Source organism: Limnohabitans sp. Rim11, from assembly GCF_001269365.1.
Lineage (GTDB): Bacteria > Pseudomonadota > Gammaproteobacteria > Burkholderiales > Burkholderiaceae_C > Limnohabitans_A.
Map to the genome: position 1 here is coordinate 194393 of NZ_CXOM01000001.1, position 19902 is coordinate 214294.

20 protein-coding genes and 3 tRNA genes are annotated in these 19902 nt (G+C 51.6%); 15 read left to right on the plus strand and 8 right to left on the minus strand.

The window, feature by feature from the left end:
- Positions 1–26: 26 nt before the first annotated feature.
- Entirely contained in the window at positions 27–512 is a 486-nt protein-coding gene (locus AMM03_RS00955) for a YajQ family cyclic di-GMP-binding protein (RefSeq protein ID WP_090128613.1), read from the minus strand.
- 40 nt (positions 513–552) lie between these two features.
- On the opposite strand from AMM03_RS00955, the gene murB reads away from it, so the two are divergent.
- Entirely contained in the window at positions 553–1593 is a 1041-nt protein-coding gene (murB, locus tag AMM03_RS00960) for a UDP-N-acetylmuramate dehydrogenase (RefSeq protein ID WP_090128614.1), read from the plus strand.
- Between the two features lie 73 nt (positions 1594–1666).
- Here murB and argG read toward each other — a convergent pair whose 3' ends face one another.
- The 4 genes from argG to AMM03_RS00980 all read right to left on the minus strand — a co-directional run bounded on the left by argG (position 1667) and on the right by AMM03_RS00980 (position 4599).
- Positions 1667–2998 carry an argininosuccinate synthase gene (gene argG, locus AMM03_RS00965; RefSeq protein WP_090128615.1) on the minus strand — a complete coding sequence of 444 codons (1332 nt, stop codon included), beginning with the start codon at positions 2996–2998 and terminating at the stop codon, positions 1667–1669.
- 26 nt (positions 2999–3024) lie between these two features.
- Entirely contained in the window at positions 3025–3342 is a 318-nt protein-coding gene (locus AMM03_RS00970; RefSeq protein WP_090128616.1) for a pyrimidine/purine nucleoside phosphorylase, read from the minus strand.
- A gap of 80 nt (positions 3343–3422) precedes the next feature.
- Entirely contained in the window at positions 3423–4127 is a 705-nt protein-coding gene (locus AMM03_RS00975; RefSeq protein ID WP_090128617.1) for a glycine zipper 2TM domain-containing protein, read from the minus strand.
- Positions 4128–4233: 106 nt separating this feature from the next.
- Positions 4234–4599, minus strand: coding sequence for an arsenate reductase (locus AMM03_RS00980; RefSeq protein ID WP_090128618.1), 366 nt, complete (start codon positions 4597–4599; stop codon positions 4234–4236).
- A gap of 58 nt (positions 4600–4657) precedes the next feature.
- Between AMM03_RS00980 and folC the strand changes: the two genes are divergently transcribed.
- The 10 genes from folC (at position 4658) to AMM03_RS01030 (ending at position 12566) form a co-directional block, all read left to right on the plus strand.
- Positions 4658–5944 (plus strand): bifunctional tetrahydrofolate synthase/dihydrofolate synthase, encoded by a 1287-nt coding sequence (gene folC, locus AMM03_RS00985; RefSeq protein WP_090128619.1) that lies wholly within the window; start codon positions 4658–4660, stop codon positions 5942–5944.
- Positions 5945–5998: 54 nt separating this feature from the next.
- Positions 5999–6883, plus strand: coding sequence for an SPOR domain-containing protein (locus AMM03_RS00990; RefSeq protein WP_090128620.1), 885 nt, complete (start codon positions 5999–6001; stop codon positions 6881–6883).
- Between the two features lie 12 nt (positions 6884–6895).
- On the plus strand, positions 6896–7384 hold the full coding sequence (locus AMM03_RS00995) for a CvpA family protein (protein ID WP_090128621.1): 489 nt from the start codon (positions 6896–6898) through the stop codon (positions 7382–7384).
- Positions 7385–7396: 12 nt separating this feature from the next.
- A complete protein-coding gene (purF, locus tag AMM03_RS01000; protein ID WP_090128622.1) occupies positions 7397–8917 on the plus strand; it encodes an amidophosphoribosyltransferase in 1521 nt (506 codons plus the stop codon).
- A gap of 52 nt (positions 8918–8969) precedes the next feature.
- On the plus strand, positions 8970–10181 hold the full coding sequence (locus tag AMM03_RS01005) for an O-succinylhomoserine sulfhydrylase (protein WP_090128623.1): 1212 nt from the start codon (positions 8970–8972) through the stop codon (positions 10179–10181).
- Between the two features lie 18 nt (positions 10182–10199).
- Positions 10200–11597: a glutamate--tRNA ligase gene (gene gltX, locus AMM03_RS01010; RefSeq protein WP_194942707.1), complete on the plus strand. Its 1398-nt coding sequence runs from the start codon at positions 10200–10202 to the stop codon at positions 11595–11597.
- Between the two features lie 69 nt (positions 11598–11666).
- A tRNA-Ala gene (locus tag AMM03_RS01015) sits at positions 11667–11742 on the plus strand.
- A 46-nt stretch (positions 11743–11788) separates the two neighbouring features.
- A tRNA-Glu gene (locus AMM03_RS01020) sits at positions 11789–11864 on the plus strand.
- Between the two features lie 58 nt (positions 11865–11922).
- Positions 11923–11999 (plus strand) — tRNA-Asp (locus AMM03_RS01025).
- A gap of 90 nt (positions 12000–12089) precedes the next feature.
- Positions 12090–12566 carry a hypothetical protein gene (locus AMM03_RS01030; RefSeq protein WP_228764523.1) on the plus strand — a complete coding sequence of 159 codons (477 nt, stop codon included), beginning with the start codon at positions 12090–12092 and terminating at the stop codon, positions 12564–12566.
- Here the strand turns inward: AMM03_RS01030 and AMM03_RS01035 are convergent.
- Positions 12556–13827, minus strand: a complete 1272-nt coding sequence (locus tag AMM03_RS01035; RefSeq protein ID WP_194942708.1) for a 3-deoxy-D-manno-octulosonic acid transferase — start codon at positions 13825–13827, stop codon at positions 12556–12558. The two genes, AMM03_RS01030 and AMM03_RS01035, sit on opposite strands and share 11 nt — an antisense overlap.
- On the minus strand, positions 13824–15188 hold the full coding sequence (locus AMM03_RS01040; protein ID WP_090128626.1) for a 3-deoxy-D-manno-octulosonic acid transferase: 1365 nt from the start codon (positions 15186–15188) through the stop codon (positions 13824–13826). Before AMM03_RS01040 ends, AMM03_RS01035 begins: the two co-directional genes overlap by 4 nt.
- 119 nt (positions 15189–15307) lie before the next feature.
- Between AMM03_RS01040 and AMM03_RS01045 the strand changes: the two genes are divergently transcribed.
- The 4 genes from AMM03_RS01045 to AMM03_RS01060 are packed head-to-tail and all read left to right on the plus strand — an operon-like array spanning position 15308 to position 19307.
- A complete protein-coding gene (locus AMM03_RS01045; RefSeq protein ID WP_090128627.1) occupies positions 15308–16006 on the plus strand; it encodes an acylneuraminate cytidylyltransferase family protein in 699 nt (232 codons plus the stop codon).
- A complete protein-coding gene (locus AMM03_RS01050; protein WP_090128628.1) occupies positions 16003–17049 on the plus strand; it encodes an N-acetylneuraminate synthase family protein in 1047 nt (348 codons plus the stop codon). The genes AMM03_RS01045 and AMM03_RS01050 overlap by 4 nt, the downstream gene beginning before the upstream one ends.
- Positions 17046–18197 (plus strand): UDP-N-acetylglucosamine 2-epimerase, encoded by a 1152-nt coding sequence (neuC, locus tag AMM03_RS01055; protein ID WP_090128629.1) that lies wholly within the window; start codon positions 17046–17048, stop codon positions 18195–18197. The genes AMM03_RS01050 and neuC overlap by 4 nt, the downstream gene beginning before the upstream one ends.
- 24 nt (positions 18198–18221) lie before the next feature.
- Entirely contained in the window at positions 18222–19307 is a 1086-nt protein-coding gene (locus tag AMM03_RS01060) for a rhamnan synthesis F family protein (protein ID WP_090128630.1), read from the plus strand.
- On the opposite strand, the gene AMM03_RS01065 is transcribed toward AMM03_RS01060, so the two are convergent.
- Entirely contained in the window at positions 19304–19900 is a 597-nt protein-coding gene (locus AMM03_RS01065; RefSeq protein ID WP_090128631.1) for a response regulator, read from the minus strand. The genes AMM03_RS01060 and AMM03_RS01065 overlap by 4 nt on opposite strands.
- Between the last annotated feature and the right edge of the window lie 2 nt (positions 19901–19902).

A 19902-nucleotide genomic window follows, 5' to 3' on the forward strand; every position in this document is an offset into this window, starting at 1 on the left:
AAAAGCGCCTGACTTGGCGCTTTTTTTCAATCACGGAAGTTGTTGAAGCTGATCGGAATTTCGGTGATGTCTTTTTTCAGTAAAGCCATGGCCGCTTGCAAATCATCGCGCTTGGCGCCAGTCACACGCACAGCATCGCCTTGAATAGAGGCTTGCACTTTAAGTTTGCTTTCCTTCAGGGCTTTCTGAATTTTCTTGCTGTCTTCGGTGGCGATGCCATTGCGGACTTTCAAAACTTGCTTGACTTTGTCGCCGCCCATTTTTTGGACATCGCCTTTGTCTAAAAAGCGCACATCTACGCCGCGCTTGGCCATTTTGTTCAGCAACACCTCGTCAATTTGGACAAGCTGAAAATCGGCATCGCCGAACAATGTAATTTCTTTGTCCTTTAATTCAATGGCAGCAGAGGTGCCCTTGAAGTCGAAACGGGTGGCAATTTCTTTGGCGGTGGTATCGACCGCATTTTTAACTTCAACCAGGTTAGGTTCGCAAACAGTGTCAAAAGATGGCATGGGTTTCAATAATCAAGTAAGAGAATGCGACAATTCTCCCATGAACGTGACCCAAAACGTACCCCTCCAGTCCTACAACAGCTTTGGCATTGTGGCCAAGGCCTATTCTTTGGTGCGAATTGGCTCTGTCGAAGGGGCTGTCGAGGCGCAAAAAGCCTTGCAAAACCATCCCGAAGGTCATTGTGTTTTGGGCGGTGGCAGCAACATTGTGTTGACGGGCGACGTGAGGCCGCTGGTGCTCAAAATGGAAATCATGGGCAAGCACTTAGTGTCCGAGACCGACAAAGCATGGATTGTGGAGGCCGGTGCAGGCGAGGACTGGCATGAACTGGTCACTTGGACCTTGGCACAAGGGTGGCCGGGTTTGGAAAATATGGCACTGATTCCAGGCTCAGTGGGTGCCTCCCCAGTCCAAAACATTGGTGCCTATGGGGTAGAGCTTCAAGACCGTTTCGATTCCCTTGATGCCCTAGATTTGGTCACCGGCCAAGTCTTTAGTTTGAATGCGGCGCAGTGTGCTTTTGGCTACCGCGACTCTGTTTTTAAGCACACCAGCAGTGGCCCCAATGGCATTGGCTTGGCAGGGCGCGCTTTGATTTTGCGCGTGCGCTTTCATTTGCCCAAAGTTTGGAAGCCTGTACTAGGTTATTTTGACTTAGAAAGAAAAATGACCGAGACGGGTATTGCCAGTCCGACTGCACACCAAATTTACGATTGGGTGTGCGAGATCCGTCGGCACAAACTGCCCGATCCCAAAGTATTGGGCAATGCGGGTAGCTTCTTCAAGAATCCTACTGTGACGCCCGAGCAATGCGCCGACATCATTGCACGCGACCCCAAAGTGGTTCACTACCCAATGCCAGACGGCACCATCAAACTAGCCGCAGGCTGGCTGATCGATGCTTGCGGATGGAAGGGCAAGAGCGTGGGCAATGCCGCCGTGTACGAAAAGCAAGCCTTGGTGTTGGTCAACCGTGGTGGCGCAACAGGCGGCGAAGTGGTGACGCTAGCCAAGGCCATTCAAACCAGCGTCTACGAGCGATTTGGCATTCGCCTAGAACCTGAGCCCGTCGTCATTTAACGCAAAGTGCCGACGAAAAAAGAGCCACTTGAAGTGGCTCTTTTGCTTTGAAACAGAGTGTTTCAACCAGCGCTTATTTGCCGCCTTCGAGTTTGAGCATCTCGGCGCCTTCGCCCAAAGACAACAAACCTGTTTGTGCATAAATGCCCAGCTTGGCGCGTGTGTCCACGATGTCCAAGTTGCGCATGGTGAGTTGGCCAATGCGGTCCAACGGTGTGAAGGTGGATTCGCCTTTTTCCATCGTCAAACGCTCGGGGTGATACGTGAGGTTGGGCGATGTGGTGTTCAAAATGGAATAGTCATTGCCGCGGCGCAATTCAATGGTCACTTCGCCTGTGATGGCGCGAGCCACCCAGCGCTGAGCGGTTTCGCGCAACATCAACGCTTGTGAATCAAACCAACGGCCTTGGTACAACAAACGACCCAGCTTGCGGCCGTTGTCGCGGTATTGCTCAATGGTGTCTTCGTTGTGAATGCCGGTCACCAAACGCTCGTAAGCGATGAACAACAATGCCAGGCCGGGCGCTTCATAAATGCCGCGGCTCTTGGCCTCAATGATGCGGTTTTCAATCTGGTCGCTCATGCCCAAGCCATGACGGCCACCAATGCGATTGGCTTCCAGAATCAGTTCTACGGGGTCTGAGTAGCTCACGCCATTCAAAGCCACGGGTTGGCCTTCTTCAAAGCGCACGGTCACTTCTTCGTGCTTGACCACGCAGTCTTCGCGCCAGAAAGGCACACCCATGATGGGCTGCACAATTTTCATACCGCTGCTCAGGTGCTCGAGGTCTTTGGCCTCGTGTGTCGCGCCCAACATGTTGGAGTCGGTGGAGTAGGCTTTTTCGGCCGACATCTTGTAGCCAAAACCGTGCTGCGTCATGAAGGCAGACATTTCGGCGCGGCCGCCCAGTTCGTCAATGAACAGCTGGTCCAGCCAAGGCTTGTAAATTTTTAGGGAAGGGTTGGTGAGCAAGCCGTAGCGGTAGAAGCGCTCGATGTCATTGCCCTTGAACGTACTGCCATCGCCCCAGATGTTGACGTCGTCTTCTTTCATGGCGGCCACCAACATGGTGCCGGTCACGGCGCGGCCAATGGGGGTGGTGTTGAAGTAGGTGACGCCAGCTGTGGAGATGTGAAACGCACCGCACTGCAAAGCGGCAATGCCTTCGTGCGCCAGTTGCTTGCGGCAGTCAATCAGGCGCGCTTGTTCTGCGCCGTATTCCTTGGCCTTGCGGGGAATTTCTTCGTAGTCGGGTTCGTCGGGCTGACCCAGGTTGGCGGTGTAGGCGTAGGGAACAGCGCCTTTTTGACGCATCCACAGCAAGGCCGCGCTGGTGTCCAAACCGCCAGAGAAGGCGATGCCTACTTTTTGACCTGCGGGAATGTGTTGAAGAATGGTTGCCATGGAATTGCTTTCAAATGCGAGGTTAATCAACCGAAGTGGCAGATGTAGTGGTAAGCCTCGGTGACACGAATGTCAAAACTGGAATTGCCAGGGATGCTGAACTTTTCGCCCGCCTTGGAGCTGAGCCAGTCGTTGCTGCCCTTGAGTTTGTATTCGCAAGAGCCACCCACGCACTCCATGATTTCGGGGGCACCCGTATTGAAAGTGAGGGAAGAGGGGAGTACCACGCCCACTGATTTTTTGGTGCCGTCAGCCAAAAGGATGTTGTGGCTGACGCATTTGCCGTCAAAGTAGACGTTGGCTTGGGTGGTGACGGAAACGTTGTCGAATTTTTCGGTGGTCATGGGTAAAGTGTCCTAGCCACGCAAGTGTGGCGTTTAAGTTGGCACAAAACCCATGATTTTAGGCCATTGAAGGCCTGTTTTTAGCGCCAATGGCGATAACGGGGTGCTGCGCCGATGTCTAAATTGACATGGGTGAATACGGGGTAGGGGGAGTAGCCGTAGGGCCGTGCAAAGGTGTCACGCACAAAAACTGTCTGGGGCGCAGTTGTATAAATTTGCTGTGTGACGATGGGGGTGTTGGGTGCTTCAGCCATGACAGTGGCTTGGTTGCCGGGGGTGTCCAAAGGCGCGGCACTGATGGGGGTGATTTGCAGTTTGATGGTGGGACCTGGGTCTTTGGGCAGTTGCACGTTGTATTGTTTACCGGCAAATTCGTAGACCACGTTGTAGCCCACCAAGCGGTTTTCGTAGACCTGCTGAGTGGTGCACGTTTGTTGGGTTTGTGTTTGGGCGGCTTGTGGGCCTTCAACCTTGTCGCCGGCTAATGCGCCGCCAATCACGCCGATCATGGTGGCCAAAGCCCTGCCTTCGCCCTTGCCAACAGCGTTGCCGATGGCGCCACCTGCAACCGCACCCATCAGAGCGCCTGCGCCGGAGGTTTGTCCAGGCACGCTGACTTGTGTTTGGGTGCAAACCTGGCGTGGCACAGAAACTTGTTGGTACACAGGGGTGCGGCTAAGGACGTTGCCTACCTCTTGCGCCTGAGCTGAGAAACTGAGGCCCAGCCCAGCAAGCAAAGTAAGCGCTACGGCTTGGGCAGGAGGAGTAAATTTAAATGCAGTCATGGTGATTTTTATCTCGAAAGCCTAAGTGTGAGGTGAATTTTATGGATTCATTGCAGTGTGATCGTGAACGCAATGTAAAGATTTCAAAATTTGTTCTAGTGAAGGCTTAACGCGCTAGCCAGCGATCTGGTTGATAGCCAACCGTAATTTCTACATCTGATCCTGATTGCCATTCAATGACGGGGCGCTTGATTAAGCTCGGGTTGGCCATCAGAAAGGGTTTCGCAGAGTCATTGCTGGTGACGCTGGCTTGCTCCATAGTTGACAATTTTCGCCAGCTGGTGCCCTTTCGGTTGACAACCGTTTCCCAACCAGCCTCTTTGAGCCAGTGATTTAAGTTTTTCTCTGGTAACCCTTGTTTTTTAAAGTCATGAAAGACATATTCAAAGCCTTGGTCTGCGAGCCAAGTGCGGGCTTTTTTGACGGTGTCGCAGTTGGGTATGCCGTAAACGGTAATGGCGGTGTATTTCATGAGCTTAGATGCTTGCGAAAACGCAAAGAGAGTCGGAGTCAGCGACAATCTTATCCTTATGAAAACATTAAGTGAATGGCTCGCCTATTGCGAGCAACTGCACCCCCAGGCCATCGACATGGGTTTAGACCGTGTAAGAAGGGTGGCCGAGTGCATGTCTTTAAGCATCAAGGTGCCTGTCATTACGGTGGCCGGTACAAACGGCAAGGGCTCCACCTGTGCCATGTTGGAGGCCATTTACCTTCAGGCGGGCTACAAAACAGGGGTGTATACCTCCCCCCATCTGGTTGATTTTGAAGAACGATGCCGCTTGCACGGCGAATCGGCTTCGTCTGAACTTTTTGCCAATGCCTTTGCTGAAGTAGAGCAGGCGCGAGGCGATATCAGCCTGACTTATTTTGAATTCAGCACCTTGGCCATCCTTCACATGCTGTCCAAAGCCGAATTGGATGTGGTCATTTTGGAGGTGGGATTGGGTGGCCGATTAGACGCTGTCAACATAGTGGACGCCGATTGCGCCGTCATCACCAGCATCGATTTGGATCACACGGCCTTGCTAGGCAACGACCGAGAGGCCATCGGCTTTGAAAAGGCGGGCATCATGCGGCCCAGCAAGCCAGTAGTGGTCAGTGACCCCGTGCCGCCCGAAAGCATTTTGACATTTGCTGAAAAATTAGGCGCTGACCTCTGGGTCATGGGCAAAGACTTTAATTTTTCAGGCGATAAATTGCAGTGGTCTTGGGCCGGTAGGGGGCGTCGCTACAGTGGTTTGGCCTATCCCGCCTTGAGGGGCGCTAACCAACTTCTCAATGCGTCTGGCGTTTTGGCGGCCTTGGAAGTCATGCGGCCCCAATTGCCTGTTACGGCACAAGCCATCCGAAATGGCTTGGCCATGGTTGCCCTCACTGGGCGCTTTCAAATTGTGCCGGGCGAGCCGGTTTTGGTGCTCGACGTAGCCCACAACCCCCATTCGGTATCGGCTTTGGCTGCCAACCTCGATGCCATGGGCTTTTATCCCACTACGCACGCCGTGTTTGGTGCCATGGCCGACAAGGACCTCGCCGCCATGTTCCAAAAGATGCTGCCTTTGGTGGATCAATGGTATTTTGCAGATTTACCCCTGCCGAGGGCCAGTTCGGCGGCGCAATTGGTCGAATTTTGGGGGCAATTGAATACCCGTAAGGATGCCAAAGCCGGTACCTACGATTCGCCGCAAAAAGCCCTCGAAGCGGCGATTGCTGCTGCGGCACCCACTGATAGAATCTTAGTCTTTGGTTCGTTCTATACGGTGGGCGGCGTTTTGCAAAATGGGATTCCCAAGTTGTACGCCAAACACCTGAATTAACCTGTGTAATTTTGACCCCAACATCTGAGACTTCATCCTCTGAGGCTCCAACGCATGGCTTTTTTCAAGCTTCGACTTCCTGGGCGACTCGGCTCAAATAGCCCCAGCGCAGATGCGCTCTCCAACACGCCTGCAGAAAGCGTGGAGGTCATTCGCAAACGAGCACGTCATCGTTTGATGGGCTCGGTCATTTTGGTGTTGGGCGCTGTGGTGGGGTTGCCCTTGCTGTTTGACAGCCAACCCAGACCCGTGGCCATCGATACCCCCATTGTTATTCCTGATCGAAATCAAGTGGCGCCTTTGGCTTCGCCAAGTGCCGTTGTCAAACCGGCAGCCCCCTCCAAGGAGGTTGTCGTCGAAGCGGCTGATTCGGCGCCAGTCACCACGGGTAAGTCGGCGGTTGCCAATGTGGCCGCGCTTGATCCTCACGAAGAGGTGGTAAGCAAGGACACCAAGAATTCAGCCAAGTCTGAAGCCAAAACAGAGACAAAGCCTGATGTGAAGTCTGAGGTGAAGTCTGAGTCTAAGCCCGAGAGCAAAACAGAAACTAAGACTGAAACGAAGCCAACAACTAAGGCTGAGACCAAATCAGAAAATAAGACTGAGTCCAAGGCCGTCACAAAGACTGACAGCAAAGAAGTTGCCAAAGATAGTGCCAAAGCCAAGGCCTTGTTGGATGGCAAAGAAGTCCCCAAATCTGGTGATGCCGTTGTTCGCTCAGTGGTTCAGGTCGGGGCTTTCGCCGAAATGGCCAAAGTCAAAGAAGCGCGTGCCAAGCTAGAGAGCGCCGGTTTCAAAACCTACACCCAAGATGTAGAAACCAAAGACGGCAAACGCACGCGCGTGCGTGTTGGACCCTTTGCGAGCAAAGAAGAAGCTGACAAAGCGGCTGAAAAAATTCGCAAATTGAATTTGCAAGCAACCGTCCTGAAGCTTTAATGGCGGCCGTCAATGTCAACCACTGACTGGATCCTCTTGACAGTGTTGGCGGCTTCAATGCTGCTCGGCGCTTGGCGAGGGTTGGTTTATGAGGTGTTGTCAGTGCTTGGATGGATCGCTGCTTTTTTGCTAGCGCAATGGTTTGCCCCTGAAGCTGCCGACTTGTTGCCCATCTCCAAGTCAGATCAAACACTCCGATACGCAGCCGGTTTCATCTTGGTGTTTATCGCCAGTGTTTTTCTCGCAGGCTTAATTTCTGCGCTCATGAAAAAAATTATTTCTGTCGTAGGCCTTCGGCCAGTTGACCGTATTTTGGGCGCCATGTTTGGCGTTGTCAGAGGTGTAATCTTCTTGTTGGCCTTGAGTGTGGTCGTTCACATGACAGCCTTGCATGAAAGCGAGTGGTGGACCGATTCAAAAGGTGCGCCCATGCTGATGACGCTTTTGAAGGGGATCAAGCCCATGTTGCCCGAAAAATTTGGGGCTTATCTGCCCGATTGAATGGACTGACCTATGTGTGGAATTGTTGGCGTTGCAAGCAACGCACCTGTGAATCAACTGATCTATGACGCGTTGCTGTTGTTGCAGCACCGCGGACAGGATGCGGCCGGCATCGTCACTCAAATGAACAGAAAATTTCACATGCACAAAGCCAAAGGCATGGTGCGTGATGTGTTTAGAACTCGAAACATGCGCTCATTACCAGGCAACTGCGGCCTGGGTCAGGTGAGGTACCCCACGGCGGGCAATGCATTCAGCGAAGAAGAGGCACAGCCGTTTTATGTCAATGCACCCTTTGGTTTGGTGCTGGTTCACAACGGCAATTTGACCAATGCCAAAGCCTTGAAGGCAGAGCTTTTTTCGACCGATCACCGTCACATCAATACCGAAAGCGACTCTGAGGTTCTGCTCAATGTGTTGGCACATGAACTGGAAAAAACAACACGCGGTTTGCCATTAACGCCAGCGGATGTATTTAAAGCTGTTGAAGGCGTGCACAAGCGCATCAAGGGCTCCTATGCCGTGATTGCACTCATTGCGGGTCATGGTTTGCTGGCGTTTAGAGACCCCTTTGGCATTCGACCTTTGTGCATTGGCAAAGGCAAAGACGGTACCTACATGTTGGCCAGTGAGTCTGTGGCTTTGGAAGGCACTTTGCATCAATTTGAACGCAACTTGGCGCCAGGTGAGGCTGTCTTCATCGACATGGAAACACAATTGCACACCCAGCAGTGCGCTGCCAAGCCTGACTTGAATCCCTGCATTTTTGAATATGTGTATTTGGCTCGCCCAGATTCCACCTTGGATGGCATTTCTGTTTACCAAGCGCGTTTGAATTTGGGTGAAACTTTGGCCAAGCGGGTTATCTCCACAGTGCCGCCTAGCGACATTGATGTGGTCATTCCTATTCCAGAATCCAGCCGCCCCAGTGCTGCGCAGTTGGCTCAGTTGTTGGGCTTGCCGTATCGCGAAGGTTTTGTGAAGAATCGCTACGTAGGTCGTACCTTCATCATGCCGGGTCAGGCCGTTCGAAAAAAATCGGTTCGCCAAAAATTGAACGTGATTGCCAGCGAGTTCAAAGGCCGCAATGTGCTTTTGGTCGATGACTCCATTGTGCGCGGCACCACCAGCCGAGAAATTGTTCAGATGGCACGCGAGGCTGGCGCTCGCAAGGTTTACATGGCCAGTGCAGCGCCCCCTGTGCGCTATCCCAATGTCTACGGCATCGACATGCCCACCAAAGATGAATTGGTGGCGCACAACAGAACGGTCGATGAGATTCGCCAGATCATCGATTGCGATGCTTTGATTTACCAAGATGTCGATGCCATGAAGCAAGCGGTGGCCAGTGCGGTGCTGCCAGGTTATCCCAAGGTCAGTGGTTTTGATGCATCCTGTTTTGATGGCGTGTATGTCACGGGCGATGTTTCTGAAGAGGACATTGAACGCTTGAATGAAAATCGCCCATCGCAGCAAGACGAATCCGAAATGGAGTCGGACCGTTCACGTCTGGCCTTGCCCAACGCTAGCTAAAGAATTCCAACAGTTTGTTCAGGCCATTGCCGACAGTTAAATTGAGAATGCCATGAGTCAAAAACCATTGCCAGAAAATTTGCACATCGATACCTTGGCGGTACGTGCGGCGCTCGATCGCAGCCAATATGGCGAGAACTCTGAAGCCATGTTTCTCACCAGCGGATATGTACAGCCTGATGCAGAAACAGCCGCCCGCAGGTTTGCAGGCGAAGAAGAGGGCTACACCTACGCACGCCTTGGCAACCCCACCGTGGCCAGCATGGAATTGCGCTTGGCAGCCTTAGAAGGCTCTGAAGCTTGCATTGCCACTTCTACTGGCATGTCGGCCATCTTGTTGATGTGCTTGGGCTTGCTCAAAAGTGGCGACCATGTCATTTGCTCCCACTCATTGTTTGGCTCCACTATTAAATTGATTGGCGGTGAGTTTGCCAAATTTGGTGTGAAAACCACGTTTGTTTCTCAAACCGATGTGGCTGAATGGAAAGCGGCCATCCAACCCAACACCCGTTTGTTGTTTGCCGAAACGCCCACCAATCCCTTGACCGAGGTATGCGACATTCAAGCCTTGGCCGATGTGGCGCATGCCAGCAATGCATTGCTGGTGGTCGACAATTGTTTTGCAACCCCCATCTTGCAGCGTCCTATTGCCATGGGTGCTGATTTGGTCGTGCACTCCGGTACCAAATATTTGGACGGTCAGGGCCGTGTCATGGCGGGCGCCTTGTGTGGTTCGCGCGCGCTCATTGATGATGTGTTTGGCCCGGTCATGCGCAGTGCTGGTATGACGCTTTCGCCATTCAATGCGTGGGTTATTTTGAAGGGTTTGGAAACACTCGGCATTCGCATGAAGGCCCAATCTGATCAGGCCTTGGCGCTGGCGCAATGGCTGGAAGCGCAGCCCCAAGTGGCGCGTGTTTATTACCCCGGCTTGAAGAGCCATCCGCAGCATGCCTTGGCCATGGCGCAACAGTCTGGCATGGGCGGTGCGGTACTTTCATTTGAAGTCAAAGCCAGCTCGCCTGAGCAAGGTCGCGAGAATGCATTCAAAGTAATGAACGCTACTCAAATGGTGTCGCTGTGTACCAACTTGGGCGATGTCAAAACATTGGTAGCGCATCCTGCCAGCACGTCGCATGGCCGCCTAACTGAAGCGCAGCGTCAACAAGCCGGCATTCAACAAAGTCTTATTCGTGTGGCCGTCGGCTTGGAGCACTTAGATGACTTGAAGGCTGATTTGACGCGTGGCTTACAAGCCCTCTAATTTGAAATAAGAAAAACAATGACTGCAACTTCTAAACCCGTTCGAACACGTTTTGCGCCGTCTCCCACGGGCTTTATTCACCTGGGCAATATTCGATCTGCACTGTACCCATGGGCTTTTGCCAAAGCGCAAGGTGGTACCTTTATTTTGCGCATTGAAGATACCGATTTGGAACGTTCCAATCAAGCTTCAGTCGATGTGATTTTGGAAGGCATGGCATGGTTGGACATGCGCCCCGATGAAGGTCCGTTCTACCAAATGCAGCGCATGGACCGTTACAAGCAGGTCTTGTCTGAACTCATTGCTACAGGGCAGGTTTATCCTTGCTACATGAGCATTGAAGCGCTGGATGCGCTGCGTGAAAAACAAATGGCTGCCAAAGAAAAGCCACGCTACGACGGCACTTGGCGCCCCGAACCAGGTAAGACTTTGCCCCCCATCCCTGAGGGTGTCAAACCTGTGCTTCGATTTAAAAATCCACAAGAGGGTGTGGTGGCGTGGGACGATAAAGTCAAAGGCCGCATTGAAATCAGCAACCAAGAGTTAGACGACCTGGTCATTGCTCGGCCCGATGGCACACCCACCTATAACTTTTGTGTGGTGGTGGATGACATCGACATGCAAATTACCCACGTGATTCGGGGCGACGATCATGTGAACAACACACCACGCCAAATTAATATCTTCAAAGCCTTAGGCAAAGACGTACCGGTGTACGCTCATTTGCCCACCGTGCTCAATGAGCAGGGCGAGAAGATGAGCAAGCGCAATGGTGCTAAGCCCGTGACGCAATACCGCGATGAAGGTTACTTGCCCGATGCCATGGTGAACTATTTGGCACGCTTGGGTTGGAGTCATGGCGACGATGAAATTTTCAGTCGACAACAATTTTTGGATTGGTTCGACTTGGACCACTTGGGTCGCAGTGCGGCGCAGTTTGACGATGCCAAGTTGCGCTGGGTGAATGCGCAACATCTCAAAGCATCAGACGATTCACAACTGGCCTTGTGGGTTGCTGAAATTTTAGCGAAGCGGGGCGTTCAAACTGATGCACGCTTGACGGCCATTTGCGGCCTCTTCAAAGACCGCTGCGATACTTTGTGTGTCCTGGCCGATTGGGCTGCTGTGTTTTACGGCGATGTAGCGCCCAAGGCGGACGAAAAAGCCCAGCACGTGACCGATGCGGTGAAGCCTGCACTGGCCCTGTTGGTTGAGAAGTTGGCCGCCTGCGAGTGGGACAAATTGGCCATTGCGGCTGTGCTTAAAGAAGTCTTGGCAGCACAAGGTTTGAAGATGCCTCAATTGGCCATGCCAGTCAGGGTCTTGGTCATGGGCACGGCTCAGACACCTTCACTCGATGCGGTCTTATCGCTCTGTGAAAAGCAAAAAGTTTTGGAGCGCTTGAAAAACGCTTAAAAATCTGTCTATAATCCATTTCTCGACACCAACGAGGGTTGCCTTCCAAGGCTTCACAAAGTTGCCAAGGGGGGTATAGCTCAGCTGGGAGAGCGCTTGCATGGCATGCAAGAGGTCAGCGGTTCGATCCCGCTTACCTCCACCAAAGTGTCGTTAAATTGGTTGAAGCAATTCAATCAAGTCCAGGTTTTGACCCTATCGTCTAGAGGCCTAGGACATCACCCTTTCACGGTGAGTACCGGGGTTCGAATCCCCGTAGGGTCGCCAAGTTTTGTTGCACTTGGCTCTGTTACTAGACAAACAGAGCAGAAGCTTCAAGCTACCAGGAGTGGTAGTTCAGTTGGTTAGAATACCGGCCTGTCACGCCGGGGGTCGCGGGTTCGAGTCCCGTCCACTCCGCCAAAAGCATGAAAAACGCGCCCTCGGGCGCGTTTTTTTATGGGTGTCTTTTTGGTTTACAAGCCAAAGCTTCTGTTTTTGGGTCATCATCTCATGATGTCAATACGCACTTCGGCTCACTGCATTTCTTTGTTTCTCATGTGCTGCTTCAGCACAGCGTATGCTGAAGTCGATCTCAGCAAAGCTTGGTTCAATGTTGGTTTTTACTCAGCCCACTTTGATACCGATAAAGGGTTGCGAAATGCCAATCCCGGCCTAGGTATCGAGTATGCACTGGACGACAAATGGCGCGTCACTGCAGGTCAATTCATTAACAGTGACAACGAAAATTCAAACTATTTGGGTGCTTACTACCAGCCTTGGCAAGTGGGTGACATCAAGGTAGGTGTGGTGGGCGGTGCATTCAATGGCTACCCTAAGGCATTTAACGGCGGTTGGTTTCCGGCAGTGTTGCCAGTGGCAAGTTGGGAAAGCGGTCGCGTTGGTTTGAACGTGACCTTTGTGCCACCCCTTAAAGACAGGCTTTATGGCGCGATTAGTTTTCAGCTGAAGTTTCGACTCAAAGACTAATTGACGAATGCTGTTTGGCCATAGCAATCAAACTCTGCAGCTCTTCAAAGACCTGTTGATCTTGAACCGCTAAGCGCTCAATAGACGCTTTCCAGTTGTGCAGAATAAAAGCTGCAATTTCTTCAGAGCTATGAGCTGTCTGGCACTTTCCATCTTGCTCCAAGTCTTGATAGCTTTCTGAAAAATTCCAAACCTGGGGGCCATGCACCACAGCACAGGCTAGCGCCAGTGGTTCATGGGGGTTGTGTCCTCCCACCGGTGCCCAGGATCCACCCAGCATGGTGGCCGGTGCAAGCCGGTACCACAAGCCCATTTCGCCAATGGTGTCTGCCACATAAACCGAATGCTGGTTGTCTGGCATTGCTTGGGTCTGGCTTCGTAGCAAGGTGCCTTCTGGGCACAAGGCCAAAACTTCTTTGCCTCGAGCGGGTGCGCGTGGTGCAATCAACAGTAAAGCATTGGGGTAATGTTGTAAAAGAATTTGATGTGCTGCCAAGGCCATCTCTTCTTCCGTAGGATGGCTTGAAGCCAGCAGCCAAACAGGACGCTGAGCTAAGTGCTTTTGAAAAGCTTTAAGCACATTTTCATCGCACCCCACAGGTGGCGACATGGCTTTGATGTTGCCCGTCACGACAACTTGATGAGACGTTGCGCCCAATTCAATCAAAGCATCACGAGACGCGTTGTTTTGCGCCCAGAGTGTGTCGAAGCCGGGCAGGACCGCTTGGTAAATCCATCTGCCCCAGCGGCGCTTGGCCATGGCTTTGGCATCCAATCGGGCATTCACCAAAGCATGTGGAATGCCTCGTTGATCTGTGCCATCAATGAGCGCCGGCCATAAGTCCATCTCGCACCAAACTGCCAAGGTGGGCTGCCAATGGTCAAGAAACAGTTTGACGGTGGCCGGTGTATCTACTGGTGCAAATTGATGTACACACCGTGCAGGCAATCCGGCTTTGTGCAGAGCCTCGCCAGAGGTTCGTGCTGTAGTAGTGATCAAAAAGTTGGCCTCTGGCCAGAGTTTCCCCATTTGGGCAAATAAGCCAGCCAAGGCCATGGCTTCGCCAACACCAACTGCATGTCCCCAGACCAAAGCACCCTGGGGCCTAGGGGCTGGGTGAGTGACCCATTTCTGCGAAAGACTTTGTGCTGTTTCTTTGCCGCGTTGCAGTCGCTTTTGAAAAATCCAATGCCACACGGGCGTCATGGCTTGGGTTATTTTGAGATAACTCCTTAAGGCCCATGAACGCGATGAACTCACAGAGACTCCAACCAAGGTTTGAGAACGGCCATGTGTTTGGCGGTAGAACCCGCGTGCTCAGCGTAAAAGCGATCTGCACCCGCCATGGCTTGCGCATAGGCGTTGGGGTCCGTTAACAACTGAATCATGGCTTGCGCCAAAGAAGGAATGTCCATGTGTTGTTGAAGCACGCCTGCGGCCAGCGCTTCTACGCCAGGGTACTCAATGCCCCAAATGCTGTGCCCCACCATGACGGGTTTTTTGAGGGCCAGTGGCTCAATGACGTTGTGAGCGCCCAAGGGTACAAAAGAAGCACCCACTACCACGGCTTGAGACAAGGCCAAGTAAAAATACATTTCGCCCAATGAGTCGCCCAATAAAACATCGGTCTCTGTAATGTTCAGCTTGGGGTCAAGCAAATCCAAGTCTTGATTGAAAGCGAGGCTGCGACGAACAGTTGACAAGCCCGCAGCTTGAAACAGGTCGTGAATGACATCAAACCTTTGTGGACTTCTGGGCACATAGACAAACAGAGGCTTTGATTTGCCGGCAGCAGCAACGCCTTTTTGGATCAGTCGCATGGCGTCAATGAATTGCTCGTCTTCGCCAACAATGGCACTTGCAAATGCAATGACAGGGCGCTCGTTCAAAGCCAAATGCCACTGTTGCACCCCTTTTTCTGCGGCAGCAATTTGATGGGCAGAGACGGGTAAATCAAATCTGGTTTCGCCCACCACTTCGACATGGCTGCAGCCAACTTGTCGAAAGCGATTGGCATGGGTTTCAGACTTGCACATCACAAGTTGATAGGCTGGAAAAAGCTTGGCGCGAAAGCCACCCCATTGACGCAAGTCGCGCTCGATGCTTTTCTTGGGATATTGTGCGTTGGCCATGCAAAGCGGCACGTTCATGGCGCGGATGTTGGCAAGCAATGCGGGCCAAGTATCGATCTCGGTCATCATGGCGCATCGCGGTTGCACATTTCGAATAAATCTTTGGATGGCACCACCCAGCTCAAAGGGCACGTAGCTGACTTGAGCTTGGCCACTGGCGATGGCTTGCTCTAAAAGTTTTTGCGCGGCGGTGCGACCTGCTGGGGTGAGGGTGGTGACCATGACCGGGTAGCCCTCAGCCAATAATGCGCGAATTAATGGTGCGGCCCCGCGAATCTCACCCATCGAGGCGGAGTGAACCCAAATGGGGTTTATGAGTTGGGTTGTAACGCGGCCCCAGCGCTCGTTCCAAAACTGCCTGTAAAGCGGTTCGCGTTTGCCTTTTTGCCAAAGATAGGCCAAGAAAAGGGGCAATAAAACCATCCAGAGCACCTCATAGAGGGCGATGGCTAGGCGCATGCCCCAGGTGGACGGAAAACGGGAATTCATAGGACGGTCTTTGGGTTGCTATTTGACAGTGTTGAGGGGCCAAAACAACGCGGTGTGAAGTTAAGCATTAGTATACTAAGGCGAACTTAGCGCCACTCAAACCACATTCTCGCTCCCTCATGACCTCAACGCGCTTGCCATGGACTGCTGTTATCCCTTTAAGGGCAGGATCTAAGGGCTTGCCAGGCAAGAACACACGTTTGTTGGCCGGCAAACCTTTGTACCGTCATGCGGTCGATTTGGCGTTGCAAACGGGTGCTCACCGCGTTGTGCTCACCACAGATATTCCAGAAATTCTGGAGGCTGAACTGCCTGACGGTGTTTTAGCTTTAGAGCGGCCTAATGAGTTGTGTGGCGATACCGTTCCCATGGCACCTGTCTTGGCGCATGCCCTTAGAGCGGCATCATGCGAAGGTGTGGTTGTGCTTCTGCAGGCCACTTCTCCCATGCGACAGTCGGTTGATATTGACGCCGCCTTGAAGGTCTTTGTGACTGGCCAGCACGAGTTGGTCATGTCGGTGACTGAAGCCGATCGCGGTGTCCTCAAGTGGGGGCAAATTGAGGGCGATCGTTTTGTCCCCCTGAGCGATCCAGCTTATTGTTTTTCTAACCGTCAAAGTTTGCCGCCTGTCGTGAAGCCCAATGGTGCCATTTATGTCATGGACGCCGCTTGGTTTGTCGGGCGAGAAAGTTTTGTCAGTGAAAAAATTGGTGTGGTGCAAATGAGCGCAGCGCACAGTCAAGACATCGACACACTGGCAGATTTTGAGCGTTGCGAAGCGGCGCTCACATTGAATCAAAAAGGAAGCAATCTATGAAAATTGCAAATCGCGAAATTTCTTTGCGGCATGCCCCCTTGGTCATCGCCGAAATTGGCATTAACCATGGCGGTAGCTTAGAAGTAGCCAAGTCCATGGTCACGCAGGCTCATCTGGCGGGCTGCGAAATGGTGAAGCACCAAACTCATTTTGTCGATGACGAAATGACCGATGAAGCCAAGTCAATTTTTCCGCCCAACGCCGACAAGTCGATTTGGCATGTGATGCAAGAGTGCGCATTGGGCAAAGACGACGAAATTGCACTAAAAAAACATGCCGAATCTTTGGGCATGATTTACATCTCGACGCCTTTCTCGCGCGCCGCTGCCGACTTTCTGAACGAAATTGGTGTGGCAGCTTTCAAAATTGGCTCGGGTGAGTGCAATCACTTGCCGCTCATTCGTCACATTGCACGCATGGGCAAGCCGGTCATCATGAGTACCGGCATGCAGACCATTGAAAGCATGAAGCCTTCGGTGCAAATTCTGGAAGATGCGGGCATTGAATACGCTTTGTTGGAGTGCACCAACCTGTACCCATCGCCCCCAGAAATTGTCAGCCTTCAAGGCGTGACCGACTTGCGAAATGCTTTCCCCAAGGCCGTCGTTGGATTTTCAGATCACAGCATCGGGCCCGAAATGGCATTGTCTGCGGTGGCATTGGGTGCCTGTATTTTGGAGCGGCACTTTACCGATACGCGTTACCGCAAAGGCCCCGACATCATTTGTTCGATGGACCCCGCCGAGCTGCGCTTTCTCATTGACCGATCCAAAGAAATTCACACGGCATTGAACAATCCCAAAGTTCGGACTGCGCCTGAAGAAGATGTTTATCGCTTCGCCCGTGGCTCAGTGGTGGCTGACAAAGATTTGCCTGCAGGTCATGTCGTAGCCGAGTCAGACATTTGGGCACGACGCCCAGGTTCAGGTGAAATTTCGGTACAGTACTTTGACCGACTTGTAGGTGTGCGATTAACGCAAGCTGTGAAGCGCAACCAACAGCTGAAGTGGTCTGATTTTGAAGGCGTGGAGCAACCCAAATGACGGGCCAGTCGCTTCAAACAAAAAGTAAAGCAAAGAAGCTACTTTTTGTGACGGGTACCCGAGCCGACTTTGGCAAGCTTGAGCCATTGGCACTGGCTGCCCAAAAAGAGGGTTTTGAAATCAGTTTTTTTATCACTGGCATGCACATGATGAGCCGGTATGGTGAAACGCGTCTAGAAGTGAAACGTTTTGCTGGCGCTGAATTTTTTGAGTTTGTGAATCAGCGTGAAGGTGATGCGCTTGAGTTTATTTTGTCCAAAACCATTTTGGGATTTTCTGATTTTGTGCACGAGCACAGGCCCGATCTGGTTTTGATTCATGGCGATCGTGTGGAGGCATTAGCCGCATCAATTGTGTGTGCCATGCGTTACATACCCTCTGCACACATTGAAGGTGGCGAGGTGTCGGGCACCATCGACGAGAGCATCAGGCATTGCAACACCAAGTTGTGTGCCACACACTTTGTGAGTTCTGAGGCCGCACGTCAGCGGGTACTTCACATGGGTGAAGCGCCTGACAGGGTTTACAACATTGGCTCGCCAGAGCTTGATACACACGCAAGACCTTCAGGTGTCACCCTGCAGGAAGTGAGATCGCGGTATGCCATTGAATTTGAAGAATTTGGCATTGTCGTTTTCCATCCAGTCACATCAGAAATTGACACCATTGGCGCTCAGGCGAAATCTTTATTCGGTTGCCTCGAAGCCAGCGGTAAAAACTTTGTTGTGATTGCGCCTAACAATGATCCGGGTACCGATGAAATTTTTGCCGTGATTGAAGCTTTGCCTAAATCGCGGTTCCGTCTCATTCCTTCCATGCGCTTCAATTATTTTTCTGAGCTCATGAAAAATGCTTGTGCCATGATTGGCAATAGCAGTGCAGGTGTTCGTGAAGCCCCATTTTTGGGATTGCCAAGTTTGGACATTGGTACGCGGCAAAATAATCGGGCCTTGGCAGATTCCGTCACGGTATGCAGCGCATTGAATGCCAAGGGTATTCAAGAATTTTTAAATTCGCGTTGGAATCAACGTTCTGATACAGATGCAGGTTACGGCGACGGACAAGCCACACATCACTTTGTGCAAATTATCAAGAGCGATGAATTTTGGAACAAAGCAGATCAAAAGGTTTTTCATCAAACAAGCTAATCAACTCATTGAGGGCCCGTGAATATGTCTTTATGGAAAATTCGCAGGGAATTTGAACGCCTTGGTGGGCAATTGCTAGAGCCTTATCGACAAATTAGAGATCTGGTTCTTCGAATTCGTTATCGATTTTTGCACGATAGTTTGGTTCAGAACTTCAAGGGGCAGGCGCCTTGGTCTGAACGTGTATGCATCCTATTGATTTACCAGCCTCGCTCCATTCCTGAATCGGTTTTAAATACTTGTAAACACTTGATGCAGCAAGGCTATGCCTGTGTGTTGGTGTCCAACGGCCCGTTGTCCCAAGAAGACATCAGTCGACTATTGCCACAGGTTTCACATTTAATTGTCCGTCCCAATTTTGGGTATGACTTTGGAGGTTACCAAGAGGGCGTTTTGTGGTTGCGTCAACAAAATAGGAAAGTTTTGCACCTCTTGCTGTTAAATGACAGCGTTTGGTTTCCTGTTTTTGCCAATTCAAATTTTTTACAACAAATGGAGGCTTCAAAAGCCGATGTGGTGGGGGCGTTGTCTGCGGAAAGAGGAATATCGCAAAGACACCAGCGAAGGCTTTTTTACGCTTCTTTTATGTTGATGTTTTCTGAGAAAGTTTGGTTGTCCCAAAAATTTCAGACCTTCTGGACGGCTTACCGTCAAACCAGCAGCAAGGCTCGAACTATTCGCAAAGGCGAGCGTCAGTTGTCAGCGATGTTTATTCATGATGATCAATTTACCCATCATGCAATGGTTGATACCAACACATTTCAACAATTGCCTGAAGGTCAAGGGCCAGATCAGTGGCGGGCGTTTTCTCAAGAGTTGAGTTTGATGGATGCAGCCTTTGGTAAACAAAGGGACACCTTGTTGTTAAAGGGTTCAGGTACTCAAAGTAATGTTTGGCGCGATTGGTATCAACGTTTGTGCGATTCCCAAAATATGTTTGCTTGTGCGCAAGGTGCGCTGGTTGTTAGGCAAATCGTGCCGTTTATCAAAAAAAGCAAAGATGCGCACAACTTGATGTCTTTGCAGCAGAGCCTTTCTTCTTTTGAAGATATGCCTGTTTTCGATGAAGCCGTATTGGGCGAACTAAGACAAATAGTTAAGCCAACTTAAACCCAAGACTGAGGCGACATCAACCCTAACAAATAACCCTTCAACCATCCTAAGTCGATAGGCTTAGAAATAAAATGCGACCCCTCTGGTGGCCCGCCCCGTTGTTCTAACTCATCCTTTGAGAGGGCCGAAATGCTGATAATTTGCACTTGCTCAAAGCCTTCTGTCTCTTTTACCCGCTTGACCCATTCCCATCCGTCAACTTCTGGCATGAGCAGATCCAGAATAACGATGTGCGGCAAGAACGTAGGCAAAGTGAGTAAGGCTTCTATGCCTGATGCCATGGCGCAGCAATCGATGTTGTGATGGGTTGACAGACAAGCGTCTTGCAACATGTGGCGGGTGACCGCATCGTCATCGACGACCATGATGCGAAGGCGGTTCTCAATCAGGCGGGTGAGGGCGGGTAGCTTCTGTTGCTGAGCTTGATACTGGTGGATAGATTCGAGGGAAATTCTGCGGTGGCCCCCTTGAGTAACCCAGGCTTCCAAAATATTTTTGTCGACCAGACTTTGCACGGTGCCCACGGAGAGCTGGAGCAATTGGGCGGCTTTGCTGGTGCCGCAACAAGCTGGGGTAGGCAGAGGTGACATGT